Below are 25,787 nucleotides of genomic sequence, written 5' to 3'. Positions count from 1 at the left end.
AAAGTAGAAAAATTAAATATATTTTTTGATATTTAAGTATATGAGTGACATCACTATAGATAAATTAAAAGAACTTGCTACTGGAAATAGAGAGATTATAACTGAACTATACCAAAAGGTTTTTCCTAAGATAAAAAGCTATGTAATGAAGAATAATGGTTTCGGAGAAGATGCCGAAGACATTTTTCAAAAAGTATTAATTCAAGTTATTACCAGATATAACACAAACCCATTTGAAATTAGCAGTTCTTTAGACGGGTTTTTATATGTTGCTGCCAGTAATTTATGGAAAAGAGAATTAAATAAAAGAAAAAGGGTGGTAACAAATGAAAAAGTTATTGAACTAGTTAGTGAGGAGGATGATACGGTAATGGCATCTTTAGAACAAGAGAAATGGGAATTGTTTCAGGATAAACTAAATAGTATTTCTGAAAATTGTAAAGAACTTCTTAAGTTATTTTTTAAGAAAGTTCCTTATAAAGAAATTGTTATTCAACTTGGTTATAAAACAGATAATGTGGTTAGGCAGCGAATTTTTAATTGTAAATCGCAATTAACCAAAGCCATTCAAAATGATGTGAGATATAAAGAATTTATTTAGACCATGAATGAATATTTAGAAGATATAGACAGATATCTTAACGGAGACATGAATGATTCTGAGAAAAAGAATTTCGAAGAAAGAATTTCATCTAACTCTGAGATGGCTTCTGCGTTGAATTTTGAAAAAGAAATGCGAACGATTTATAGTGATGATGACTGGAGTAGCGTAAATCGAACTGCTTTAAATTCAGATAAAGCAAAAGCTATGAAATCGTACTTAAAAAGTGATGAATTAGCAACTGTAAAGGAAACCATTTCAGATGTAATAGCTGAAAACAGAGAAACCTATTCTCGTAAAAGTTTTATTCAAAAATTAGCGGTTGCGGCTTCTATTTTACTGATTTCAACAATTTCTTATTTCTCAATAAAAAGTAATGGGACTGATTTCGAAAGTATTATTAACGAAGAATATAAAAACTTACCATCTTTGGTTAATAGAAGTGAAAGCGCTGATTCCAAATTAGTAGAAGGACAACAGTACTTTGAAAACAAAGATTATAAAAACGCTATCATTTCTTTTAACGAATATCAAAAAATAAGTTCTGAAAGTACCGCAACGAATGCTTTAAGTTATGTTTATAATGGATTGTCGTATTTAGGAATAAACGATTATAAAAATGCTATTGAGCAATTTAATCTACTCGAAAATTCTGAATCATTGCAAGCAAAAAAGGCTAAATGGTACAAAGCATTAGTATATCTTAAGCAAAACAATAAAGAATTACTTCGAAAGGCTTTAGAGGGAATAACATCTAATTCTAGCAATTATAATTATTCGAAAGCAAAGGAGTTACTTAATAAAATTGAATAAGAATACAAAAAAATATTGACTGAACGATGTTATTAAATAGCATTTCGTAAACTCTCTAATTGGTTAAGTATACGCTGTGCTTCATTATACTTCAGATTACTCTGACTTTTATCTATTCGTAGTAATTGATCTCTTTCAATCATTAATCTATCATATTTAGAACGCAATTTATCTTCTATAGATGGCTTTTTGAAAAATGTAAACATAGTAGATTAATTAAGTAGTTAATGACTAGAAGAATTAAACAAATACAAAATGTTTAACACAAAGTAAATATACTTAAACAAAATTAATTTTACAACTGATTTACAAAAAGTTACAAAAAAAACCCTCAACAATGAATGTTGAGGATCTTTTCACATTAATTCAAATTAATTTACACTACTGATAAACTCTTACATAATCCACTTCCATTGTAGACTCAGTGAATCCTGCGTCTATGCTTCCTCCTAATGTTCCTCCCATTGCTATATTAAGTATCAAAAAGAAGTTATCATTAAAAGGCAATGAAGATGAATTTGTTAACTCGTAATATTTTACATCATCTAGATACACCGTAATACTCTGATCCGTCCATTCCATGGTATACACATGAAAATCAGATGCCGCATTGGTAATCGATGTGGTTTGACCAAAATCTGCCTTGATATTATTGCCAGTATCAAACCAGTGACATGTTGCTAATACTGTGTTCTTATCAGCTCCTGTCTGTTCCATAATATCAATCTCTCCACACTCTGGCCATCCAACTGTTGGGAAGTTAGAACCTAACATCCATATCGCTGGCCATGTTCCTGCGTCTCCAGGTAATTTTGCTCTTACCTCTACTCTACCATAAGTAAAGTTGTAAAGTCCTTGTGTTTTTAATCTTGCTGATGTATAACCACTTCCTGAAAAATCTTCTTTCTTGGCTGTGATGATTAAGTTTCCATTACTTACAACAGCATTGTCTGCTCTGTCTGTGTAATACTGAACCTCATTATTTCCCCAGCCATTTGTTCCTGTTCCTATATCGTACGTCCATTTTGTAGCATCTGGCGCTCCATCAGTATTAAAATCATCTTCCCAAACTAAATTGTTGTACACATAAGGTGCCGAAGGTGGTGCTGGATCTTCTGAAGTTATTACAAACCACCAATCAAACTCATTATTACCATCAGTAATACGTAATGACATTTCATTTGGATTGCTTCTACTGAAGATTTCATAACTATGGTTTCCTATGTAATAACCTATGAATCCTGTTCCTGTGATGGATAAGGTCTCAACACCTCCTGGGGCTGTTAATGTCCAATTCTCAGAATAATCGCCATAAGAATAATTCAGTACATCGGCTCCATCAACTGTTCCGCCTGAACCTCCTAATTGATCTATTAAATTTACACGACCAAAAACATCTCCATTGGTAACATGTTCAAACGTACCATCTGAATGGAAGGTAAAACGATCATCATACATTCCTACTCCTGCTTTCTCATTTGCGCCTGCTTGATACCATTCGCCAAAAACAGTTCCTCCAACTGGACCTAATCCAAAGTGACCGCCAACTTCTCCTTTTACTCGCCATGTCTTTGAACTTGCAGCCGTTGGGTTTGATGGATCATAGCCGTATAACAACGTCTTTAAATCATCTGGTGCTGAGTACAACGCCAATACATCTACCTGAATCGTTTTGCTCGATGAAACTCCTCCAGCTCCAACTGCAATTACGGTAACGGTATATGTATTTACTCCTAACTCGCTAAAGTTATACGTCATACGACCATTAGGCTTTACAGATTCCGAACCATTATACACAAACTTATAAGAAAGTGCATTACTTGCTGTAGCTTCAAAATGAACCGTCCCGCTTCCATCTCCATTTGGATTGGTAGCATCTTGACCAACTATGGTAGCTACAATATCGATATTTGAAGGAGTAATAATATCACCAAACTCATATTCCTTCTCTTCACAACTGTTGAAGAAAATACTCATGAAAGCAATACATACTACTCTTGATATATATTTTAATCTCATCTTTTACTTTTTTAATTCGTTAATGTGTACTGATCGAAATAATAAACACTATCATCTCCATTATTTCCAAAATCAAAGAAGATAACTACGCGAACATAATCCGCCGTTGGTGCTCCACTGAAGTCATATACCAACTCTTCCCATTGATTTGCAACAGTTGTATTTACATCTATCTCATGAGTAACACTGGCATCCTGATTCTCTAACTTAACCTTGACAACTGCTCCTTGTTTTGGTGACCATGTTTTAACACTGATTTTACTATAGGTATTAAAATCTAATGGTGAACCTGTTTCAAAGAAGGCACCTGCCCAAATCTCTGATCCGTTTGTTTTAGTTAACCTAGCTACATTTGCCGTAGTATTAGCGCCTGTTGCATCTGGATTTGCAATTACATCAATACCTGCTATGTTTCCAAATACTGTAAATGCTGGTGCTGTACCTTCAAAATCTTGGAATACTAAAGGTTGTGGACCGCCCGCATCGTTTACCAATTCTATTTCGTCATAGTAATATTGTGAATCATCTCCGTTATTACCAAAGTCAAAGAAGATGACAATTCGAACATAATCCGCTGTTGGTGCGCCACTAAAATCGTACACCAATTGTTCCCACTGATTGGCAACTGTTGTATTTAAATCAACCTCATGTGTAATACTTGCGTCTTGATTCTCTAATTTTAACTTTACAACAGCACCTTGTTTTGGTGACCATGTTTTAACACTAATCTTTGAATAGTTCGCTAAATCTAATGGAGAAGCAATCTCAAAGAAGCCTCCTGCCCAAATCTCTGAACCATTTCCTTTTGTTAATCTAGCTACATTAGCCGTAGTATTAGCTCCTGACATATCAGGGTTTGCAATTACTTCAACTCCTGCTCCACCGAAACTTGTAAAGGTTGGTGCAGCTCCTTCAAAATCTTGAACACCTAAAGTGCTAGTATTAGAAGGCGATTTCCAGAAGTAAATATTATCAATAAATACTGTACCAGCTGCCCATGGTGTACCCACAAACTTTAACTGTAAAATCTCTGTTACTGTTAATCCTTGATCTGTATAATCAGAAATCGGAATATCAATACTTGTCCACTGGTCACTGGTTAAACCATTGGTAACTGGTGCCTCTGTAGTAACTCCGCCTGAGATATTAATCAAAGAAGTTTCTAACTGATCAACATCGGTAGTCCAAACATCTAAGTGTAAGTATTCCATACCACTTACATCTTGTGAAGAACCAAACTGAATTCCTTGATAGCTTAAGTTGACATACTGTAACATCTTATCACCATTCAAATCAAACTCCGCCCAACTACTGCCTTGACCTCCTTGTCCCCAATCTGGGAAAGTATCGGTACCGGCAACATTTGTATAAGCAGCACTATAAATTGAAATTACATCGGTATCATTACGGGTTGGTGGAATTGGTGCTGAATCTACAGGTTGTAAAATCTCAGTAACCGTAAAAGTAGCCGTGTACTCTGTAGTAGCAATCGCCGCTCCTTTTGCAACAACTCGCATATCATAATCACCTGCCATTGCATATTGATAATTCAATGTCTCTCCAATATTGGCTGTCGCTACTGGTTGTGAAACTCCTGGCTCTCCTGAGTAAAACTCAAACATCGTAGCAAAATCTGCCGTAGCAGTTACATTTACTTGTCTTGAAACTGATTGGTCATTTTCTATAGTAACCAGTAAGTTCTCTGGAGCTTTAAACGAAACAACTAATTGCTGAGTCGTCTCCGTCATTTTACCATTTAAACTAAAAGCTTGAACCTTTAACTCATAAGTACCTTCTGCATATACATGTTCTACACTCTCGCCTGCCGCTAACTCCGCAGGTTCCGCTGTAGTATCTCCAAAAAATACTTTGAAATTACTTGCTCCATCCGCAGTAGGTGTAATTGTTACACTTCCTGTATTGTCCTGTGTAATATCATAAGTAGCTGCAACATTTGCCGGAGCAACTATCGAATCTACAAACGATAAATCGCGCTCATCTTCAGTACATGAACCGAAAATGATTAATATGATTAATATGTTGAATATTTTCTTCATAATATATATTTTCTGTTAATAACCCGTGTTTTGGGCCCATCTATTACCTGCTAACTCTATTTCGATTCTTGGTAATGGAAACAACTCGTTTTTATTAGGTGTGAAACCCGGGATAGTTGATGTTTCACCAGTACGAACCTGGTCAAAAAATCGATGCCCTTCTCCTGCTAACTCCAATCTTCTTTCTTGTAAAATATTACTTAATGTAGCAGGTATGCGATTGTTTGTATTTCCGAAAGCTCTATCACGAATCATATCTAGATAATTTTGAGCAATTCCAGTATTTCCATCTTGCACATGAGCCTCTGCTGCCATCAATAAAACATCTGCATAACGAATAGCTCTGTAATTATTACTATGAGTTAAACGTTGATCCAATGCATTTCCCTCAGCATAAGGAATATATTTAAAGTTAAAATATCCGTTATGATCATGTCCTTCGCTAAAAGTTACATCAGGTCGGGTTGCAACAAAATCATTAATATTAAAGTAGGTTGCATTTCTTCTTAAATCTCCTGTTTCAAAAGCGTTTACAATAGCTAATGATGGAATGTTAAAACTGAAACCATCTGCATACGGTGCGTAATTACCTGTTCTAAATCTTGGTCCCATAAAACCAACAGCGATATTTCCTTCTACACATTGAAAACAATCGAAACTCGCACCTTCTTGTCCGAAATACTGAACCTCAAAAACTGATTCTGAGTTATTCTCATTTTGATTTGAAAAAATACTTGCAAAATCCGAAACCAAGTTATACTGACCTGAATTAATCACTTGATCGAATGCTGCCGCGGCTTCCGCATATTTATTCTGATATAAATAAACCTTTCCTAGTAAAGCCAAAGCTGCTCCTTTGGTAACTCTACCAGACTGACTCTGTTGCCAAGGTAAAACGTCAGCAGCATCTTCTAAATCTTTCTCTAGCTGGGCATAAATTTCAGCCGTACTAGATTTATCAATACTTTGTGTTTCTTCTATTGTAATTCGTTTATCTAAATACATAGGCACACTTCCAAAGAACTTAACCAACTCGAAATAATAATACGATCTTAAAAATTTAGTTTCCGCCAATACCTGTGCTTTTCGAGCAAATGGTGTTTTATCCTTAAACTCCATTATATAATTGGCTCTGCTAATTCCCGCATACATCCATTGAAAAATATTTCGTAACGCTCCATTATCAGGATTGTGTGTCATATCATCAATCTGTTGCCAATCTAGCACATCAGTTGGGTTTTCACCTCCGCACAAACTATTATCTGAAGCAATTTCTCCCAAAATCTGATTTAAATATGTCGTCGATAATAAATCATAAACACCTACTAAGGCACTTTCATAATCTTCAGCTGAATTAAAATAATTCTCTGTGTTTTCCTGTCCGTTTGGTAAAACCTCTAAATAATCATCGCAGCTTACTGTTACTAAGATGATTAACATTGTTATTATTCTTATAGTTTTTTTCATCCTGCTTATGATTTAAAATGATACTTTAACTCCTGTAATAAACATCCTTGCTTGTGGATACTGACCTAAATCAACTCCAGCTCCAATTGCACTAGCATTTGAAATATCCGGATCGTAACCTCGATATTTTGTAAAAGTGTACAGATTATTTACTGAAAAGTACAAGCGAAGAAAATCAACTCCTTTAATGTCCTCAGTGTTTAAAGTATACCCTAACTGAACATTTTGAATTCTTAAAAATGATCCATCTTCTACATAAAAAGAAGAGAATAACTGATTATTTGCCGCATTTGTTGAGGCTCTAGGAATTTCATTTGAGGTTCCCGGTCCTTTCCACCTCCCGTTGTATAATGAAAGCTTGTTGCTGTAAGTTAAAAATCGTTCGTAGCTTCTTACAATTTCATTTCCGATGGAAGCATAAAACGACGCTCCAAAATCGAAATTATGTACTTTTAAGTTGAAATTTCCTCCCATTGTAAAATCAGGAATAGGGTCTCCTAAAACAGTTAGATCGTTTTCACTACCGAACTCTATGTATCCGTTACCATCAACATCAACATACTTTAAATCACCAGGGGCAGCGCCAGGTTGATACTCATCAAGAGTTCCGTTTCCATCTCTATCAACTGCCAAAGCATCAATTTCAGCCTGTGTTTGGAAAATTCCATCTGTTTGCAATCCATAGAAAACACCAATTGGCAATCCATTTTGCATTCTCGAAGGTTGTTGATTCAAACCAAATAATCCACCAGGTATAAAACCTGCGGCATTATTTACATCGATAACCTCGTTGTCAATAGTAGTAATATTATAGTTTAAGGAAAATGAAATATTATCAGTTAATTCTTGATTATAATTGATTCCAAATTCAATACCTCTATTTTCTATAATTCCGGCATTCACAAAGGGTGCTCCACTACCAGGTGCTCCAGCACCAAGCAAAGCAGAAATTTCAGGAACTACTAATAAGTCATCGGTTCGTTTTTTGTAATAATCAAAAGTAAAATTCAGGTTATTATCATAAAATCCTAAATCGAAACCAATATTTGTTTGCGTAGTTGTTTCCCATTGTAACTCAGGATTAGACAAAACCCCTACCGCGTTTCCGAAAGACAAAACATCACCGAATGGATAGGTTGCATCTCCGTTTATTCCTTGCAAGAAACCTAACCACCTGTAAGAACCAATTTTATCATTTCCTACCTGTCCCCAACTTCCTCTAATTTTAAAATTTGTAATTCCAGTGTTTCCTAAAAAATCTTCATTATGTAATACCCAACCTGCAGAAAAAGAAGGAAAATACCCTACTCGATTATTTGGTCCAAATCTTGTGGAAGCATCTCGTCGTAAAATAGCCGAGAATAAATACTTCTCATTATAATCGTATTGCAATCTTCCAAAAACGGAAGTATATCGCTCTTCAACAGAAAACGAATCTGAGTTTATGGTTTCTCTAATATCATTCGTTCCATTGTTATCATCATCAATTATAAAAGACTGTGTGTTAAATAAAAATGCATTGTTCCATGAATCATTTCCAGTTAAAAAACCTGCTCCAAAAACACCTTTACTTTGTTCTTTTGTTATAGAAAAACCTAATGTTGTTTGAAAGTTATGAGCCTCACCTAAGCTAAAGTTATAATTCAAAAAGTTTTCTGAGATAAACGTAAAGAAATTCTGTGTGTTTTCGTTGACTCTGCTGAATACATCACGATCTCCATCTGCATTTCTGTCTAAATTAAATTGATTTGTCAAAGGATCTAATCGAACCGTGTTTACAACTTTATTCTCTCCATAATATTGTAATGGAAAGTATGCACGAGAATAAACATCAGAGTAGTTAAAACTATTTCTAGATGTAAATTCGAAATTCTCTAAAAAATCGTAAATAAGTTCAATCTTTCCAGTAAATCTATTTACTCTTGACTCATTATGAGTATTATGAATTACAGCAAAGGGATTTACGATTTCATTCCCTTGTTCAATTCCTATGTAAGAAAAACCTCTAGAAGGACCTGTGCCGTTAGTTCCATCAAAAATTGGTGTTAAAGGTGAAGCATTATTAGCATAATACAAAATAGACCCTCGACTTCCTTCTGGAATAGTTCTTCGGACATTATTGGTATACAAAACAAGAGTATTTAATTTTAATTTGTCAGTAAGATCTAATCCAAGATTACTCCTTAGCGTTGCTCTAGCAAAGTTTGATTTACCAGGGGCTATAATTCCTTTTTGATCTAATAAACTTCCACTAATATTAAAATTATACTTCTCTCCTCCTCCAGACGCTCCAATATGATGTGTAATCATTGGAGTAGTTTCAAATAAAGCATCTTGCCAATCGGTATCTGTATTAATATTCGCCAATTGATACGGCGCCACACCTCCATCTGCAGTAACCGTTTCATTGACAAGAGCCGCATACTCTAATCCTCTCAATAAATTAAGTTTTTTTGTAGTTTCCTGAAGACTTACTGAAGAACTATATGTAAACTTTGTTTCCGTATTACTTTTCCCTGATTTTGTGGTAATTAAAATTACACCATTAGCTCCACGAACACCATAAATTGCAGTACTCGCATCTTTTATGACATCAATTTTTTCAATATCATTAGGATCAATAATACTTAAATCTGGACCAATTTGTACTCCATCAACTAAAACTAAAGGAGAATTATCACCGTTTGTGGTAATTCCTCTAACCCTAATATTATAGGCAGATCCAGGCGATCCTGAATTCGCACTAACTTGAACCCCAGCTGTTCTTCCTTGAAGAGCTTGTTCTATCCGTTGTGGATTGTTTCTTTCAATTTCTTCTGGTTTAACAGTACTGTACGACCCCGAAACTAATTCTTTTCGCTGCGCACCGTAACCAATAATAATAACTTCATTTAAAAAGCTTTCTTCGGTATCAATCTCTAATTCAACATCAATTAAAGCACTGGTTACAACAACTACTTTTTTCTTATAACCTGGATAACTATATTCTAAAATTTTCCCGATTTCAGCTTTGATAACATAACTTCCATCGAATTGTGTTTCTGCTATTACTGAAGATTCTTTTAATAATATAAATGCACCAGGTATTGGCTCTTTTGTCAATGCATCTAACACTTTACCCTTGACTTCTATTTCTTGAGCAAATGAGATAAATGAAAGACATATTAAACTAAATAATGTAAATATTCTTCTCATAAAAGATGGTTATAATTGATTTATAAGTTTTCTATTCGGTTTAGGGGTAAGTTTTCTAAATGGCACCTGACTTTCAGATACCATTTAGAGTAGTATTTATGTATTATTGTTAGTTTAAAGTGAAGTTGATAGGGAAAGAATAAGAAGTATTCACTGTCTTCCCTTCAATTTTACCAGCTTTAAGTTTGGGTAATTTTTCTATAAATCGAATTGCTGCAGTTTCTAAAATCTGCGCATTAGCAGGACCTTTTGCAGAAATATCTACAACATCTCCTTTTTTATTAATTATGAAATTAACCACAACCTCACCTTCAATATTCTTCAATTTTGCCTCCTCAGGATATGCAAAATAACTTTGGATATGTTCGATTAACTTCGTATTAAAACAGGTTAAAGAATCATCACTAGATTTTTTACATGATTCGAATTGAGGAATATCGTCTAAAGAAGAAAAACTATAAATAGTTTCCTTGATTTTAGAAGTATTTACCTTTCTAACATTGGTTGGTTTTTTTCCTGGAATTTTAAAAGTAATTGGCAATCCATATTTTACCTTTACGGTACTACCATTATGCTCACCTGGTTTAAACTTTGGAAGTTTATTAATGATTCTTTTAGCTTCTTTTCCTAATAAATCACCTTTGTAAGGCGAAACTATTTTTAAATCTTGAATACTTCCATCTTTTGCAATTGAAAAATGGGCATAAACTTTTCCTTGAATACCTCTGGTATAAGCACTTTGAGGGTACTTTAAATTTCTTCTAATATGATTGCGAAGATTTATTTTGAAACAACGATTCTGCTCAAATATTGAAACTGATTCGCAATTCTTAAAAAGTGGAATTTGGTCAACATAATCAAAAGGAAGTATATCTGGAACTTCTTCTTTTTTAACATCGACAATTGAATTCACCATATCAACCTTTTTCTTCATAGAAGCTATCTTGTGAGAATATGTATTAGAAGATAAGCCTGTTGCTTTATCTCTTTTTCTTACTATTCTTCTTCTAGAAGTTACTTGAACGGTGACTTTTTGTACTTTACTGTTCTCTGATTTTTTTTCAATAGAACATTTGGTAATACTGTTAAGATCTAGGACTGGGTCGTCTACAGAATTAGAACATGTATTAGATGACTGTGAATTTACATTTACTATATAACATAGCAATAGTAATGCTGAAAACCTTAGTTTTTTATTCATGATTCGGGGGGTTAAAATGTTTAAATGAAACTAATTTTTCTTGTGTATTTAACAATAAATATTAAGAACGTGGATTATTAATTAATTCATTTATTACAATCAATAATCTCTACCAAGATACTGATAAACAAAATAATATAAAAACAAAATCTGCAAAAATGTTAAAAAATATTTTCATTTTATTCTGTTTTACAAGCTTTCCAAAAAAGTAAAAACCGAGTGATATACCCAGTTTTTACAGCTATTATAACAAAAATAATAATGAAAAAAATTATACTAAAAATTCAAACAAATTTGGTTTATCATTTAAGTACTCCCCAAAAAAGTTTAATCTTTTCATTCGTTCAATAAGTGGTGCTAAATCTTCACTTTTAACTAATTCAATACCTACAACAGCAGGACCATTCTCGCGCGTAGTTTTCTTAGAATACTCGAAAAAAGTGATATCATCATGCTTTCCTAAAACATTCATAACGAATTCTTTTAGCGCTCCTGCTCTTTGAGGGAATCTGATTATAAAATAATGCTTTAAACCATTATAAAGTAATGCTCGTTCTTTTATTTCAGCAGTTCTTGTAATGTCGTTATTACTACCACTTACAACGCAAACAACATTTTTCCCTTCAATTTCATCTTTGTAAAAATCAAGTGCACTTACAGTTAAAGCTCCTGCAGGTTCAACAACAATAGCTTCTTTATTGTACATCTCAAGAATCGTTTGACAAACTTTCCCTTCTGGAACAGTAATCATTTTTTCTAGATTCTCTAAACAAATTTTATGCGTAAGTTCTCCCACCTTTTGAACAGCCGCACCGTCGACAAACTTATCAATAGAAGGTAATTTTACAGCTTCTGATTTTTCAATTGCTAATTGCATCGATGGAGCTCCAGATGGTTCAACTCCAATAATTTTGGTTTGAGGTGATATATATTTAAAAACGGAAGATAATCCGGAAGCCAAACCTCCTCCTCCTACGGGAACAAAAACATAATCAATAGTATTATCCGATTGTTCTAATATTTCCAAACCGACCGTAGCTTGACCTTCGATTACTTTTTCATCATCAAAAGGATGGACAAAAGTTTTATTTTCTAATTCAGCATTTTGTATTGCCTCATTATAGGAATCATCAAAAGTGTCTCCAACTAATTTGATGGTAACATAATCGGCACCAAACATTTTTACTTGTTCTACTTTCTGTTTTGGTGTTGGAGCTGGCATAAAAATAGTTCCGAAGATTTTCTTTTTATTACAAGCCAAAGCAACTCCTTGAGCATGATTACCAGCACTTGCACAAACAATTCCTTTTTCTAATTCTTGACTTGATAAGGAGCTAATTTTATTAAAAGCTCCTCTAATTTTGTAAGATCGTACTTGTTGCAAATCTTCTCTTTTTAAAAGAATATTTGCCTTGTATTTATTTGATAAATTAAAATTTTGTTGCAAAGGAGTTACTTCAGCAACATTTTTTAATGTAACGGCAGCTTCCTTTATTGCTTTTAATTCTGGAAAATATATTTTACTTACAACTGATTCCATTGATTATGACAAGACTAGTTCCTCTTCTACTTTCTCTTCTTTTATCGCTTTCATAGAAGTCATAGCTTCTCTTAATCGCTCACCTACCTTTTCTATCGGATGATTTCTAATAGCTTTATTTACTTTAATTAACTGTGCATTATCTACATGATTTGAACTTGAAAATTCTTTTCCGACTAAATCTGTAGTCACCGTTTTCATAAAATCAGTTAGTAATGGTTTCGCTGCATGATCGAATAAATAACATCCATATTCCGCAGTATCAGAAATGATTCTATTCATTTCATATAATTTCTTTCTTGCAACCGTATTCGCGATTAATGGCAGCTCATGTAAAGATTCGTAATACGCTGATTCTTCAATAATTCCTGAGGCAACCATAGTTTCAAAAGCCAACTCTACTCCTGATTTTACGAAAGCAACTAATAATGTTCCTTTATCGAAATATTCTTGTTCTGAAACTCCAACTTCAGTAGCTTCTGTTTTCTCAAAACCAGTTTCTGCAGTAGCTGCTCTCCACGACAATAAATCTTTATCATCATTCGCCCAATCCTCCATCATTGTAGATGAGAAATGACCAGACATAATATCTGACATGTGTTTATCAAATAATGGTTGAAGAATTTCTTTTAATTCTTCGGATAATTGATATGCCTTAAGTTTTGCTGGATTCGAAAGACGATCCATCATATTTGTAATTCCACCATGTTTTAAAGCTTCGGTTATCCTTTCCCAACCATATTGAACCAATTTACTTGCAAAATGAGGTTCTACACCTTCTTCTACCATTTTGTCAAAACATAAAATTGAAGCTGTTTGTAATACTCCACAAAGTATTGTTTGCTCACCCATTAAATCAGATTTTACCTCAGCCACAAAAGATGATTCTAAAACTCCAGCTCTATGTCCACCTGTTGCATAAGCATATGCTTTTGCTTGTGCTAAACCTTTTGCTTCAGGATCATTAGCCGGATGAACTGCAATTAATGTTGGTACTCCAAATCCTCTTTTATATTCTTCTCTAACTTCACTTCCAGGACATTTAGGTGCAACCATAATTACTGTTAAATCCTTACGAATTTGTGTTCCTTCTTCAACAATATTAAATCCATGAGAATATGACAATGTCGCTCCTTCTTTCATTAATGGCATCACAGCTTTTACAACATTACTGTGTTGCTTATCTGGAGTTAAATTACATACCAAATCAGCATTTGGAATTAACTCTTCGTAAGTTCCTACAACAAAATTATTTTCTGTTGCATTTTTATACGATTGACGTTGTTCGTTAATTGCAGATGGTCTTAAAGCATAAGATACATCTAAACCAGAATCTCTCATATTCAATCCTTGGTTCAAACCTTGTGCACCACAACCTACAATTACAACTTTCTTACCTTTTAATGCCTCAATTCCTTCGGAAAATTCTTCAGATTCCATGAATCTACATTTTCCTAATTGCTCTATTTTTTCTCTTAATGATAACTGGTTAAAATAATTTCCCATGATGTTATGTTTTTCTACTAGTGTTCGTTTATTTTTTGATTGATTCTAATAATTCCGATACTGGCATTTCTTCTTTAGTAATTGCGATACGACCAGATCGAACGAATTGCATTATTCCGTGTTTATCTAACAAATGATATAACTCTTCAACTTCCTCTTTTGTACCCGATTTTTCTAATACAAAAAAGTCTTTGTTAATATTTATTACTCTGGATTTACTTCCGTTAATTACCCATTGAATTTCATCGTTTTGAGTCAACAAATCCGTACTCAACTTAAACAAACAAGATTCTTGATAAATAGTATCTTCATCTGTATGATAATACGCTTTGATTACTTCAATCTGTTTTTCTAACTGACCCAATATTTTTTTAATCTGATCTTCAGTTACTCGAACTAAAAGAGTGATTCTTGAAACACTTTTTATTTCAGATTTAGAAACATTGACACTTTCTAGATTGATATGTCTTCTTTGAAATATTGCTGAAATTCTATTTAAAACTCCTATGTTATTTTCAGTATAAATTGATACTGTATACGTTTGTTTTTCGTCCATAACTTTTAACTTAATCTAACTTCTGAAACTGATGATCCTGTCGGAATCATTGGAAATACATTATCTTCTTTCTCTACACATACTTCTAAAAAGTATGCATCTTCAGACTGCATCATTTCTGAAACAGCACTTGCCAATTCCTCTCTTTTCGTAACTCGAGTTGCTGGAATATGATATCCTTTTGCTATAGCTACAAAATCAGGATTCGTCATTGTTGTAGATGCGTAACGTTTATCAAAAAATAACTGTTGCCATTGACGTACCATTCCTAAGAATTCATTGTTAAGAACTACGATTTTTACCGCAGCTTTTGTTTGTAAAATGGTTCCTAATTCCTGAATAGTCATTTGATAACCTCCGTCTCCAATAACTGCAACAACTTCTCTTTCTGGAGTTCCCATTTTTGCTCCGATGGCAGCTGGTAATGCAAATCCCATAGTTCCTAATCCACCAGAAGTTATATTACTTTTAGATTGATTAAAATCTGCATATCTACATGCAATCATTTGATGTTGCCCTACATCTGAAACTATAATTGCATTTCCTTTAGAAGCCGTATTGATTTCTCTCATTACTTCTCCCATAGTCAATCCTTCCTTGGTTGGGTATAAATCATTTTTAATGACTTTATCAAACTCAATTGCATCATGATTTCTAAACTCTTGAAGCCAGTCTTTATGATCTTTCTTAACTAACAAAGGAAGCACTGCTTGTAAACTTTCTTTAGCATCTCCAAGCACGGCGACATCTACCTTAACGTTTTTATCTATTTCAGCTGGATCAATTTCAAAATGAACAACCTTTGCCTGTTTTGCATAACGATTTAAATCTCCAGTTACACGATCGTCAAAGCGCATTCCTACTGCGATCAATACGTCACACTCATTTGTAAGTTTATTTGGACCATAATTTCCGTGCATTCCTACCATTCCTACATTCAATTCATGCGATGTAGGTAACGCTGAAGCTCCTAAAATTGTCCATGCAGAAGGTAATCCTGCTTTTTCTATAAATGCTTTAAACTCCTCTTCTGCTTTTCCTAGAATTACTCCTTGTCCCCAAACTACAAAAGGCTTTTTAGCATTATTGATAAGATCAGCAGCCTGCTTTACTGATTCTAATTCTAACTTAGGGATAGCTTTATAACTTCGAACTGAAGTACATTGTTCATAAGAGAATTCAAATTCTTCGAATTGAGCATTTTTTGTAATATCAATTAACACTGGTCCTGGTCTTCCAGAACGAGCGATATAAAATGCTTTTGCAAATACTTCAGGAATTTCTGAAGCTTTTGTAATTTGATAATTCCATTTTGTTACTGGTGTAGATATACCTACGATATCAGTTTCTTGAAACGCATCAGTTCCTAATAAATGTTCTGCAACTTGACCTGTAATACAAACCATCGGAGTAGAATCTATTTGCGCATCTGCAATACCTGTAATTAAATTGGTAGCTCCTGGACCAGAAGTTGCAATAGCAACTCCTACTTTTCCTGTTGCTCTGGCATAACCTTGAGCAGCATGAGTTGCTCCTTGTTCATGACGTGTTAACACATGATGTAATTCTTCTTGATACTTAAATAATTCATCATAAACAGGCATAATTGCACCTCCTGGGTAACCGTATAACAAATCGACTCCTTCTGCCAACAAACATTTAATGACCGCTTCAGCACCCGAAATAGTCACATTAGTTTTTACACCTTTAGCTGTACTTGTTTTTGCTTTCGTTTCCATGTTGTTGTGATTTAAAATTCATCGGTTACACATCCATTAGATGCCGATGCTACTGTTCTTGCATATTTATATAATACTCCTCTTTTTACTTTTAATGGAGGAGCTTTCCATTCTTTCTTTCTTTGAGCTAATTCTTCGTCTGAAACCTCAAGATTTATCGTATTGGTTTGCGCATTAATAGAAATAATATCTCCATCTTTAACTAATGCTAATACTCCACCTTCTTGAGCTTCAGGTGTAATATGACCAACTACAAAACCATGTGTTCCTCCAGAAAATCTACCATCTGTAATTAATGCTACTTCTTTTCCTAATCCAGCTCCCATTATTGCAGCTGTAGGTTTTAACATTTCTGGCATTCCTGGTCCTCCTTTTGGTCCTTCATAACGGATTACAACAACGTCACCTTTTTCTACTTCTCCATTTTGAATCCCATCATTAGCTGCATATTCACCTTCAAAAACTTTTGCTTTTCCTGAGAAATACAATCCTTCTTTACCTGTAATTTTTGCAACTGAACCTTCTTTTGCTAGATTTCCATAAAGCATTCTTAAATGTCCAGTCTCTTTAATAGGATTATGTACAGGTTTAATAACTTCTTGTCCATCTGTTAAACTCGGAACTTCCGCCAAATTCTCAGCTAATGTTTTTCCTGTAACCGTTAAACAATCTCCATGAACCAATCCTTTCTCTAAAAGATATTTTAAAACAGCTGGTGTTCCTCCAACCTTATGAACATCTTCCATTAAATATTTTCCACTAGGTTTTAAATCGGCTAAAAATGGAGTTTCATCTGAAATACGTTGAAAATCTTCAAGAGTAAATTGTACATCAGCAGCTTTTGCAATAGCTAAAAAATGTAATACCGCATTTGTAGAACCTCCCATTACAGTAACTAAACGAACTGCATTTTCTAGAGATTTCTTCGTAACAATATCAGATGGCTTAATGTCCTTTTCTAATAACACACGTAATGCTTCACCTGCTTTTACTGATTCATTTTCCTTATCATCACTAATCGCTGGATTCGAAGAATTATAAGGTAAACTCATTCCTAAAGCTTCAATAGCAGAAGCCATTGTATTCGCTGTATACATTCCTCCACAAGCTCCTGCCCCTGGGCAAGCTTTTTCAATAACACTTTGGTATTGTTGTTGTGTAATTGTACCCGCAACTTTACTTCCCCAAGCTTCAAAAGCAGAAACAACATCTAACTTTTGACCTTCATGACATCCAGAAGCAATTGTTCCTCCATACACAAGAACCGAAGGTCTATTTAGTCTTAGCATTGCCATTAAAGCACCTGGCATGTTTTTATCGCAACCCACTACAGTAACCAAACCGTCATAAGACATGGCTTGAACTACAGTTTCCATAGAATCTGCAATTACATCTCTAGATGGTAACGAATAGCGCATACCAGGTGTTCCCATCGAAATTCCATCTGAAACTCCAATGGTATTAAATATTAATCCAACTAAATTGACATTTTCGGTTCCCTTTTTCACCAATTTTGCCAAGTCGTTTAAATGCATATTACAAGGGTTTCCTTCGTATCCTGTACTTGCAATTCCAACAAATGGTTTTTGTAAATCTTCTTTTGATAATCCAATTGCATGCAACATTGCCTGTGCAGCAGGTTGTGTATCATCTTGTGTTACTCGTTTACTAAACTTATTCAGTTCCATTTTATAATGCGTTTTCTTTAACTCTTTGTCCCAAAACTTCTGATTTGTATAATTTCATCAATTCAAATCCATGAGTTTCTTCCCATTTCATTGGAAATTCATATTCGTCTAAAGACTGTAATCCAACCACTTCTGCTGCCGTACCCGTAAAGAAACAAGCATCGGCCGTTTTTAATTCTTCAAGAGTGAAAAACTTCTCCTCAACTGGAATTCCTTCTTCTTGACAGATTTCTATAATAGTTGCTCTTGTAATACCGGCCATAATATGACCTCTAGGTGGTGTATACAATTTCCCATCTTTTTGCATGAAAATATTAGCACCAGAACATTCGGCTACATTTCCATTCATATCTAATAACAATGCTTCATCGTAACCTTCACTTTTTGCTTCATTAGTAGACAAAATTGAGTTTACATAATGACCTGTTACTTTAGCTTCTACAAAACAAGATTTTGGATTTGGTCTTTGAAACTTTGAAGTTTTCACTTTCAATAATTTATCTCCCATGTACTTTCCCCATTCCCAACATTGAATGACCACATTTGTTTCATTAGAAGTAAGCAAACTCATATTTGCTCCTGTTGTAATTAATGGCCGGATATAAGCATCTTCCAAGTTATTTAACTCCAATAATTTATAAGTGATTTCTGTTAACTCTTCTTCAGAATACTCAAGATTTATATTCATTACCTCTGCTCCGAATTTTAATCGTTTATAGTGATCGTACGATTTAAAAATCCTAGCTCCATTGTCTGTTTTATAAGATCTAATTCCTTCAAACACACCATTACCATAATGTAAACTTTGACTGTATAAGTCTGAAGAAGCTTCCTTAGCCTTTACAAATTTCCCGTTATAAAAAACTACACTTTGATCGTTGAAATACATTGTTTATTAATTAGTTAATCGAATTTATTTTATCCTTTTTTTATACACTTTCTATATTTTATCAACCTATGATTCTTAATCGCTTTTAAAAACATTTAAATATTTGTTTTTCAATACTTTAATTATTTTAAACCATGGTGTTCACATCAATAAAAAAAGCCTGTATCTGAGTTAGATACAGGCTTTTTATAGAACAATAACTATCTGTATCAACTCGGTGGTGAGTTAATAATGACAATAATGATAATTACGATGTTCTGAATTAAGTTCATATGTTTAAACTAAAAAAGGCTTCCTAAAATTAGGAAGCCTTTTTGATTTTATGTTTTAAATTTACAAATACACTTCCTTTACCCTTGTGAAATAATAATCACAACGACAATAATAGAAATGATATTTAAAATTTGTTTTCTCATTTGTTGTCACAAAGATTGCTAATTATTTTTGACATATCCTAATCATTTTCAAAAAAATGTTACGCACTTAATAAATCATTCGCATCTTTTAGAGGTAAACTTGAACTTCCCATTAAATAAGCATCAACATGATGAGCGGCTTGTCTTCCTTCTGAAATTGCCCAAACAATTAACGATTGACCTCTTCTCATATCACCCGCTGTAAATATTCCCTGAACATTCGTTTGGTAATTATGAACACTAGCTTTAATGTTTGATCGATTATCTTGAACTAAACCTAGTTTTTGAGGTAATGTTTTCTCTGGACCCGTAAAACCTAATGCTAGGAAAACCAAATCACAAGGCCATGTTTTTTCAGTACCTTCTTTCTCTATTAATTGAGGACGTTCACCAGGAATTAACTTCCACTCTACTTCAACAGTTTTTAATGCTATAAGTTCACCTTTCTCATTTTTGATAAACTCCTTTGTGTTTATCAACCAATTACGATCACAACCTTCTTCATGAGAAGAACTTGTTTTTAGCTGAAGTGGCCAAAAAGGCCAAGGTGTTTTTTCACTTCTAGCTTCAGGTGGTTTTGGCATAATTTCAAAATTAGTCACCGATTTAGCACCATGACGATTTGATGTACCGATACAATCTGAACCTGTGTCTCCACCTCCAATAACGATTACATTTTTACCTTTAGCGCTAATGACTTCGCTTTCTAACTCAGAATTGAACAAAGCCTTTGTTTGACGTGTTAAGAAATCCATTGCTTGATGAACTCCTTTAGCATCTGAACCAGGAATGGGTAAATGTCTTGCCTGTGTTGCTCCACCACACAATACAGTAGCATCGAATTCTTTCAAATCTTCCACAGAAATATTTACGCCAATATTTGCATTTGTTTTGAAGTTAACTCCTTCCTCTTCTAATATTTTGATACGACGATCGATAACTTCTTTCTCCAGTTTAAAGTTTGGAATACCGTATCGTAGCAATCCTCCCAATTTATCTTCTCTTTCAAAAACAGTTACAATATGTCCAGCTCTATTCAATTGTTGAGCTGCGGCCAAACCAGCTGGCCCAGAACCTACTACAGCAACAGTTTTACCCGACCTATAACTCGGTCGTTTAGCTTTTATCCAACCTTTTTCAAAACCTTTTTCCACTATATATTTTTCAATATTTTCAATTGCTACGGGTTCATCGATAATTCCTAAAACACAAGCCTTTTCACAAGGAGCTGGACATAATCTACCTGTAAACTCAGGGAAATTATTTGTTGCATGCAAAATTTCTAATGCTTTTCTCCATTCACCTTTATGAACCATATCATTAAAATCTGGAATAAAATTTCCCAAAGGACAACCACTATGACAAAAAGGAATTCCACAATCCATGCAGCGAGAACCCTGTTTCTGCTGTTCCTCCTCAGATAATGGAGCTGTAAACTCTTTATAATTTTGAACTCTATCAGCTACAGCATTATTATGTTCTAGCTTTCTTCCGTACTTTTTAAATCCGCCTAATTCTCCCATAATATTATGCTGTAATTTTAGTTAATTCTTCTTTTGCTATTCTCTCTAAAGCCAATCTGTAATCTGTTGGATATACTTTAATAAAGTCCATTTTATTTACTTCCCAATCTGATAAAATTGTAGCTCCTAAATCGCTTTCTGTGTAATTCACATGTTTTGAAATAAACTCTTTTAAATCATGCTGATCTTCAGTTTCTAAATGCACTAACTCGACCATTTCTAGATTACATAACTCATTTCTAAATTGATGAGATGGATCATAAACATAAGCTATTCCTCCACTCATTCCTGCAGCAAAATTTCTTCCTGTTTTTCCAAGTACAACCACTTTACCTCCAGTCATATACTCACAACCATGATCTCCAATACCTTCTACAACAGCTGTAATTCCTGAATTACGAACACAAAAACGCTCACCTGCAATACCATTTACGTAGGCTTCACCATTTACTGCACCGTAAAAACAAACATTTCCTACGATGATATTATCTTTTGCAATAAAATCTGCTTCTTTTGGTTTTTTAACCACAATTTTGGCTCCCGATAATCCTTTTCCTAGATAATCATTGGTTTCACCATCAACAATCATTGTTAAACCTTTAGTAGCGAAAGCACCAAAACTTTGTCCAGCAGAACCTTTAAATCGTAATGTTAGCGTGTCTTCTGGCAACCCTTCATCACCATGAAGTTTCGAAATTTCATTACTCATTAAAGCCCCTACTGAACGGTTTGTGTTTTGAATTTCATAAGAAAACTCAGACTTAATTTTGTTTTTGATTGCTCCTTTAGCATCATCCACAATTTTAAAGTCTAACACTTTTTCTAAACTATGATCTTGTTTTTCCGTATTGAATAAAATTGGATCTGATTCAGTAATTGGTTTATGTAAAATCGCCGATAAATCAACGCCTTTTGCTTTGTAATGATTTATAGCTTTATTGACATTTAATTTCTCAACCTGACCTACCATTTCTTTGATCGATCTGAAACCAAGCGACGCCATGATTTGACGAACTTCTTCAGCAACGAAATACATAAAATTGATAACGTGTTCCGGCGTTCCTTTAAAGTTCTTTCTTAATTCAGGATCTTGAGTTGCAATACCTACAGGACAAGTATTTAAATGACATTGACGCATCATAATACATCCTGAGGCAACTAGTGGTGCAGTTGCAAAACCAAACTCCTCTGCACCTAACAAACAAGCAATGGCTACATCACGACCAGTTTTTAATTGTCCATCACACTCTAAAACAACTCTACCTCTTAAATTATTCATTACTAAAGTTTGTTGAGCTTCAGCAATACCTAATTCCCACGGTAAACCAGCATGTCTTAATGAAGTTAAAGGAGAAGCTCCTGTACCTCCATCGAAACCTGAAACTAAAATAACATCTGCCTTTGCTTTAGCAACACCTGCCGCAATTGTTCCTACTCCGACTTTAGAAACTAATTTCACATTGATTCTAGCTTCTCTATTCGCATTTTTTAAGTCATAAATTAACTGCGCTAAATCTTCAATAGAATAAATATCATGATGTGGTGGTGGTGAAATTAATCCAACATAAGGTGTCGAATTTCTAACTTCTGCGATCCATGGTAAAACTTTTTTACCTGGAAGTTGTCCACCTTCACCAGGCTTTGCTCCTTGAGCCATTTTTATTTGAATTTCCTTGGCATTTGTTAAATAGTTACTTGTAACTCCGAATCTTCCCGAAGCAACTTGTTTAATTGCACTATTTTTTGAATCACCATTCGAAAGTTTTTTGAATCTAGCTTTATTTTCACCGCCTTCACCAGAATTAGATTTTCCTCCAATTCTATTCATTGCGATGGCTAAGTTTTCATGAGCTTCTTGACTAATTGATCCATAAGACATTGCTCCCGTTTTGAAACGTTTTACAATTTCTGTCCAAGGTTCTACTTCCTCAATTGGAATTGGATCTAGATTAACAAAATCGAATAACCCTCTGATGGTCATTAATTCTTCAGATTGTTTATTAATTTTATCCGCGTAAACTTTGTAACTCTCTTTACTTTTAGAACGAACTGCTTGTTGTAATTTTGAAACTGTAGTTGGATTAAACATATGTCGTTCACCATTTCTTCTCCAACGATAATCTCCACCAACTTCTAAATTTAAAACAGAATCTATATCCTTATCTCTAAAGGATTCTGTGCAACGTTTATAAATATCTTTTTGAAGTACATACAATCCGATTCCACCGATACGTGAAGGAGTTTCTGGAAAGTATTTATCCGTAAATGTCTTTTTAAGACCAAGAATTTCAAAGATTTGAGATGCTCGGTAAGAATGTAATGTAGAAATTCCAATCTTATTCATAATTTTCAATAAGCCTTTTCCGATTGCCTTATTGAAGTTTTTTACTGCTTTTCCTACTTCGATATCCTTAATAACTCCACTATTGACTTGTTTTGCAATAATTTCGTTTACCATATATGGGTTTATCGCGCTTGCTCCATAACCAAATAAAGTTGCAAAATGATGTGGTTCTCTAGGTTCTGCACTTTCTATGATAATTCCAATCTTAGAGCGAGTTTTCTTCCTGTACATTGAATTATGTAAGTAAGAACAAGCTAATAAAGCTGGAATTGGTGCCCACTCTTTATTTACACCTCTATCTGATAAAATAATCACATTGACACCTTCATCTTCAACTGCAACTGTGGCTTTGTATAAAATTCCTTCCAACGCATTTTCAATACCATTTACACCTTTCTCTAAAGGAAATAACATTGGAATTGTTACTGCCTTGAAATCCTCATGCTCTAAGTTTTTAATTTTATCCAAATCTTCATTGGAAATAACAGGATTTTGGATTCTTAGTTTCTTTGCTTGTTCCGGAACTATATCAAAAATATTTCTGTCCGAACCAATTGCTAAACTAATGTCAGTAATAATCTCTTCTCGAATTCCATCTAAAGGAGGATTCGTTACTTGCGCAAATAATTGCTTGAAATAATTATATAAAAGTTGAGGTTTATCTGACAAAACAGCTAACGGAGTATCAGTTCCCATTGAACCAATTCCTTCCTTTCCATTCATTGCCATTGGGGCAATAATATGATCAATTTCCTCAGTTGTATAACCGAATAATCTTAAACGTGTATAATAATCCGTTTTTTCCTGAATAATCTCATTTTGAGTATATGGAATATCTGCTAATGGAAGTGTATGCTCTTTAACCCACTTCTTGTATGGATGTTTAGAAACAATTTCTCTTTTTATTTCTTCATCTTCAATAATCCTTCCTTCATTCATATCTACCAAAAACATTTTCCCTGGTTCTAAACGACCATGTTTCACAACATTTTCAGGTTTAATATTTAACACTCCTATTTCTGAAGACATAACTACATTACCTCTTTTAGTAACCGTGTATCTAGAAGGACGTAAACCGTTTCTATCTAGAACAGCACCAATAAAATTTCCATCTGTAAACGGTACTGAAGCAGGGCCATCCCAAGGTTCCATAATACAAGAGTTATACTCATAGAAAGCCTTTTTGTCCTCATCCATTGTTTCATCTTTCTCCCAAGCTTCTGGAACTAACATCATCATTACTTCAGGTAAAGACCTACCTGTCATTAACAACAATTCTACTGCCATATCCATAGAAGCTGAATCTGACTTTCCACTTGTAATAATTGGATATAACTTATCTATATCATCACCAAACAAATCAGACTCCATTAACTCCTCTCGAGCCATCATTCTCTTCACATTTCCTTTCAACGTATTAATTTCTCCATTATGGCACATGAATCTAAATGGTTGCGCCAAATCCCATGATGGAAAAGTATTTGTTGAAAAACGTTGATGAACTAATGCTAGTCGAGTTACTAAATCTGGTTGCTTTAAATCAGTATAGAATCTACCAATATCTTCAGGCATTAATAAACCTTTGTAGATTAATGTTGTTGTTGATAAGCTTGATAAATAGAAATAATTGCATTCTGATATTTTTGAATTAGCTATAGTATGTTCGCTAATTTTTCTTGCTGCGAAAAGTTTCGCATTGAATTGTAAATCGGTCAATTCTTTTTCTCCTTTAGCAACAAAAATTTGCTTGATTTTAGGTTGTGTTTTAGCTGCAATTGCTCCTAAATTTGACGTGTCTACAGGTACATCTCTCCAACCCAAAACTTGTAATCCTTGATTTTTTAATTCGGATTCTAAGACCTGTTCGCAATAGTTGCTTTGATTAAACTTTTTTGGCAAAAAAACTTGACCAACGGCGTATTCTTTAACTTCTGGTAATTTAAAGTTACAAACACGTTTAAAGAAATTATGAGGAATATCGATTAAAATACCAGCTCCATCTCCAGTTCTACCATCTGAGCTGACAGCACCACGATGTTCTAATTTGATTAAGATTTCAAGTGCATCATGAATAATTTGATTAGATTTCTCTCCTTTCAGGTTGCAAATAAATCCTGCACCGCAATTATCACGCTCAAATTCATTTAAATATAAACCTTGATCTTTCATTCTAAGTTGATTGTTTTTTAATGAGGTTATTTTAGAGTATGATGAGAAATGCGTTAAAAACACA

At 34.0% G+C, this 25,787-nt stretch carries 16 protein-coding genes; 2 read left to right on the top strand and 14 right to left on the bottom strand.

Going from position 1 to position 25,787, the window contains the following annotated elements; genetic code table 11:
• The first annotated feature begins 40 nt into the window (after positions 1 to 40).
• Together ACOSP6_RS01500 and ACOSP6_RS01495 are read left to right on the top strand one after the other, a co-directional pair.
• Positions 41 to 601, top strand: a complete 561-nt coding sequence (locus tag ACOSP6_RS01500; protein WP_422092727.1) for an RNA polymerase sigma factor — start codon at positions 41 to 43, stop codon at positions 599 to 601.
• 3 nt (positions 602 to 604) lie between these two features.
• Complete coding sequence (locus ACOSP6_RS01495; RefSeq protein WP_422092726.1) at positions 605 to 1,414, top strand: tetratricopeptide repeat protein; 810 nt, start codon at positions 605 to 607, stop codon at positions 1,412 to 1,414.
• Between the two features lie 32 nt (positions 1,415 to 1,446).
• Here the strand turns inward: ACOSP6_RS01495 and ACOSP6_RS01490 are convergent, their stop codons facing one another.
• From ACOSP6_RS01490 to gltB, 14 genes are all read right to left on the bottom strand, one after another.
• Positions 1,447 to 1,620, bottom strand: coding sequence for a Lacal_2735 family protein (locus ACOSP6_RS01490; protein WP_422092725.1), 174 nt, complete (start codon positions 1,618 to 1,620; stop codon positions 1,447 to 1,449).
• Positions 1,621 to 1,795: 175 nt separating this feature from the next.
• Complete coding sequence (locus ACOSP6_RS01485) at positions 1,796 to 3,433, bottom strand: glycoside hydrolase family 16 protein (RefSeq protein ID WP_422095691.1); 1,638 nt, start codon at positions 3,431 to 3,433, stop codon at positions 1,796 to 1,798.
• Between the two features lie 11 nt (positions 3,434 to 3,444).
• Entirely contained in the window at positions 3,445 to 5,490 is a 2,046-nt protein-coding gene (locus ACOSP6_RS01480; RefSeq protein WP_422095690.1) for a hypothetical protein, read from the bottom strand.
• Positions 5,491 to 5,505: 15 nt separating this feature from the next.
• A complete protein-coding gene (locus ACOSP6_RS01475) occupies positions 5,506 to 6,957 on the bottom strand; it encodes a RagB/SusD family nutrient uptake outer membrane protein (protein WP_422092512.1) in 1,452 nt (483 codons plus the stop codon).
• Between the two features lie 12 nt (positions 6,958 to 6,969).
• Entirely contained in the window at positions 6,970 to 10,152 is a 3,183-nt protein-coding gene (locus ACOSP6_RS01470) for a SusC/RagA family TonB-linked outer membrane protein (protein WP_422092511.1), read from the bottom strand.
• Positions 10,153 to 10,261: 109 nt separating this feature from the next.
• Positions 10,262 to 11,353: an energy transducer TonB gene (locus ACOSP6_RS01465; protein ID WP_422092510.1), complete on the bottom strand. Its 1,092-nt coding sequence runs from the start codon at positions 11,351 to 11,353 to the stop codon at positions 10,262 to 10,264.
• 271 nt (positions 11,354 to 11,624) lie between these two features.
• Positions 11,625 to 12,893 carry a threonine ammonia-lyase gene (gene ilvA / locus ACOSP6_RS01460; RefSeq protein ID WP_422092509.1) on the bottom strand — a complete coding sequence of 423 codons (1,269 nt, stop codon included), beginning with the start codon at positions 12,891 to 12,893 and terminating at the stop codon, positions 11,625 to 11,627.
• A gap of 3 nt (positions 12,894 to 12,896) precedes the next feature.
• Positions 12,897 to 14,399, bottom strand: coding sequence for a ketol-acid reductoisomerase (gene ilvC, locus ACOSP6_RS01455; RefSeq protein WP_422092508.1), 1,503 nt, complete (start codon positions 14,397 to 14,399; stop codon positions 12,897 to 12,899).
• A 28-nt stretch (positions 14,400 to 14,427) separates the two neighbouring features.
• Positions 14,428 to 14,955, bottom strand: a complete 528-nt coding sequence (gene ilvN / locus ACOSP6_RS01450) for an acetolactate synthase small subunit (protein WP_422092507.1) — start codon at positions 14,953 to 14,955, stop codon at positions 14,428 to 14,430.
• Between the two features lie 5 nt (positions 14,956 to 14,960).
• The gene (gene ilvB, locus ACOSP6_RS01445; protein WP_422092506.1) at positions 14,961 to 16,694 is read right to left on the bottom strand and encodes a biosynthetic-type acetolactate synthase large subunit; all 1,734 of its coding nucleotides are present in this window, start codon (positions 16,692 to 16,694) and stop codon (positions 14,961 to 14,963) included.
• 11 nt (positions 16,695 to 16,705) lie between these two features.
• Positions 16,706 to 18,382 carry a dihydroxy-acid dehydratase gene (ilvD, locus tag ACOSP6_RS01440; protein WP_422092505.1) on the bottom strand — a complete coding sequence of 559 codons (1,677 nt, stop codon included), beginning with the start codon at positions 18,380 to 18,382 and terminating at the stop codon, positions 16,706 to 16,708.
• 1 nt (position 18,383) lies between these two features.
• On the bottom strand, positions 18,384 to 19,271 hold the full coding sequence (locus ACOSP6_RS01435) for a branched-chain amino acid transaminase (RefSeq protein ID WP_422092504.1): 888 nt from the start codon (positions 19,269 to 19,271) through the stop codon (positions 18,384 to 18,386).
• A gap of 475 nt (positions 19,272 to 19,746) precedes the next feature.
• The gene (locus ACOSP6_RS01430; protein ID WP_422092503.1) at positions 19,747 to 21,210 is read right to left on the bottom strand and encodes a glutamate synthase subunit beta; all 1,464 of its coding nucleotides are present in this window, start codon (positions 21,208 to 21,210) and stop codon (positions 19,747 to 19,749) included.
• 4 nt (positions 21,211 to 21,214) lie between these two features.
• A complete protein-coding gene (gene gltB, locus ACOSP6_RS01425) occupies positions 21,215 to 25,723 on the bottom strand; it encodes a glutamate synthase large subunit (RefSeq protein ID WP_422092514.1) in 4,509 nt (1,502 codons plus the stop codon).
• Positions 25,724 to 25,787: the final 64 nt, after the last annotated feature.

Origin of the sequence: Tenacibaculum sp. MEBiC06402 (assembly GCF_049239625.1) — a bacterium.
Lineage (GTDB): Bacteria > Bacteroidota > Bacteroidia > Flavobacteriales > Flavobacteriaceae > Polaribacter.
This window is presented reverse-complemented; position numbering and strand designations above follow the sequence as displayed.

Coding starts and splice junctions, on each gene's coding strand:
- ACOSP6_RS01500 (WP_422092727.1), top strand. CDS start 41: ATGAGTGACATCACTATAGATAAATTAAAAGAACTTGCTACTGGAAAT.
- ACOSP6_RS01495 (WP_422092726.1), top strand. CDS start 605: ATGAATGAATATTTAGAAGATATAGACAGATATCTTAACGGAGACATG.
- ACOSP6_RS01490 (WP_422092725.1), bottom strand. CDS start 1,620: ATGTTTACATTTTTCAAAAAGCCATCTATAGAAGATAAATTGCGTTCT.
- ACOSP6_RS01485 (WP_422095691.1), bottom strand. CDS start 3,433: ATGAGATTAAAATATATATCAAGAGTAGTATGTATTGCTTTCATGAGT.
- ACOSP6_RS01480 (WP_422095690.1), bottom strand. CDS start 5,490: ATGAAGAAAATATTCAACATATTAATCATATTAATCATTTTCGGTTCA.
- ACOSP6_RS01475 (WP_422092512.1), bottom strand. CDS start 6,957: ATGAAAAAAACTATAAGAATAATAACAATGTTAATCATCTTAGTAACA.
- ACOSP6_RS01470 (WP_422092511.1), bottom strand. CDS start 10,152: ATGAGAAGAATATTTACATTATTTAGTTTAATATGTCTTTCATTTATC.
- ACOSP6_RS01465 (WP_422092510.1), bottom strand. CDS start 11,353: ATGAATAAAAAACTAAGGTTTTCAGCATTACTATTGCTATGTTATATA.
- ilvA (WP_422092509.1), bottom strand. CDS start 12,893: ATGGAATCAGTTGTAAGTAAAATATATTTTCCAGAATTAAAAGCAATA.
- ilvC (WP_422092508.1), bottom strand. CDS start 14,399: ATGGGAAATTATTTTAACCAGTTATCATTAAGAGAAAAAATAGAGCAA.
- ilvN (WP_422092507.1), bottom strand. CDS start 14,955: ATGGACGAAAAACAAACGTATACAGTATCAATTTATACTGAAAATAAC.
- ilvB (WP_422092506.1), bottom strand. CDS start 16,694: ATGGAAACGAAAGCAAAAACAAGTACAGCTAAAGGTGTAAAAACTAAT.
- ilvD (WP_422092505.1), bottom strand. CDS start 18,382: ATGGAACTGAATAAGTTTAGTAAACGAGTAACACAAGATGATACACAA.
- ACOSP6_RS01435 (WP_422092504.1), bottom strand. CDS start 19,271: ATGTATTTCAACGATCAAAGTGTAGTTTTTTATAACGGGAAATTTGTA.
- ACOSP6_RS01430 (WP_422092503.1), bottom strand. CDS start 21,210: ATGGGAGAATTAGGCGGATTTAAAAAGTACGGAAGAAAGCTAGAACAT.
- gltB (WP_422092514.1), bottom strand. CDS start 25,723: ATGAAAGATCAAGGTTTATATTTAAATGAATTTGAGCGTGATAATTGC.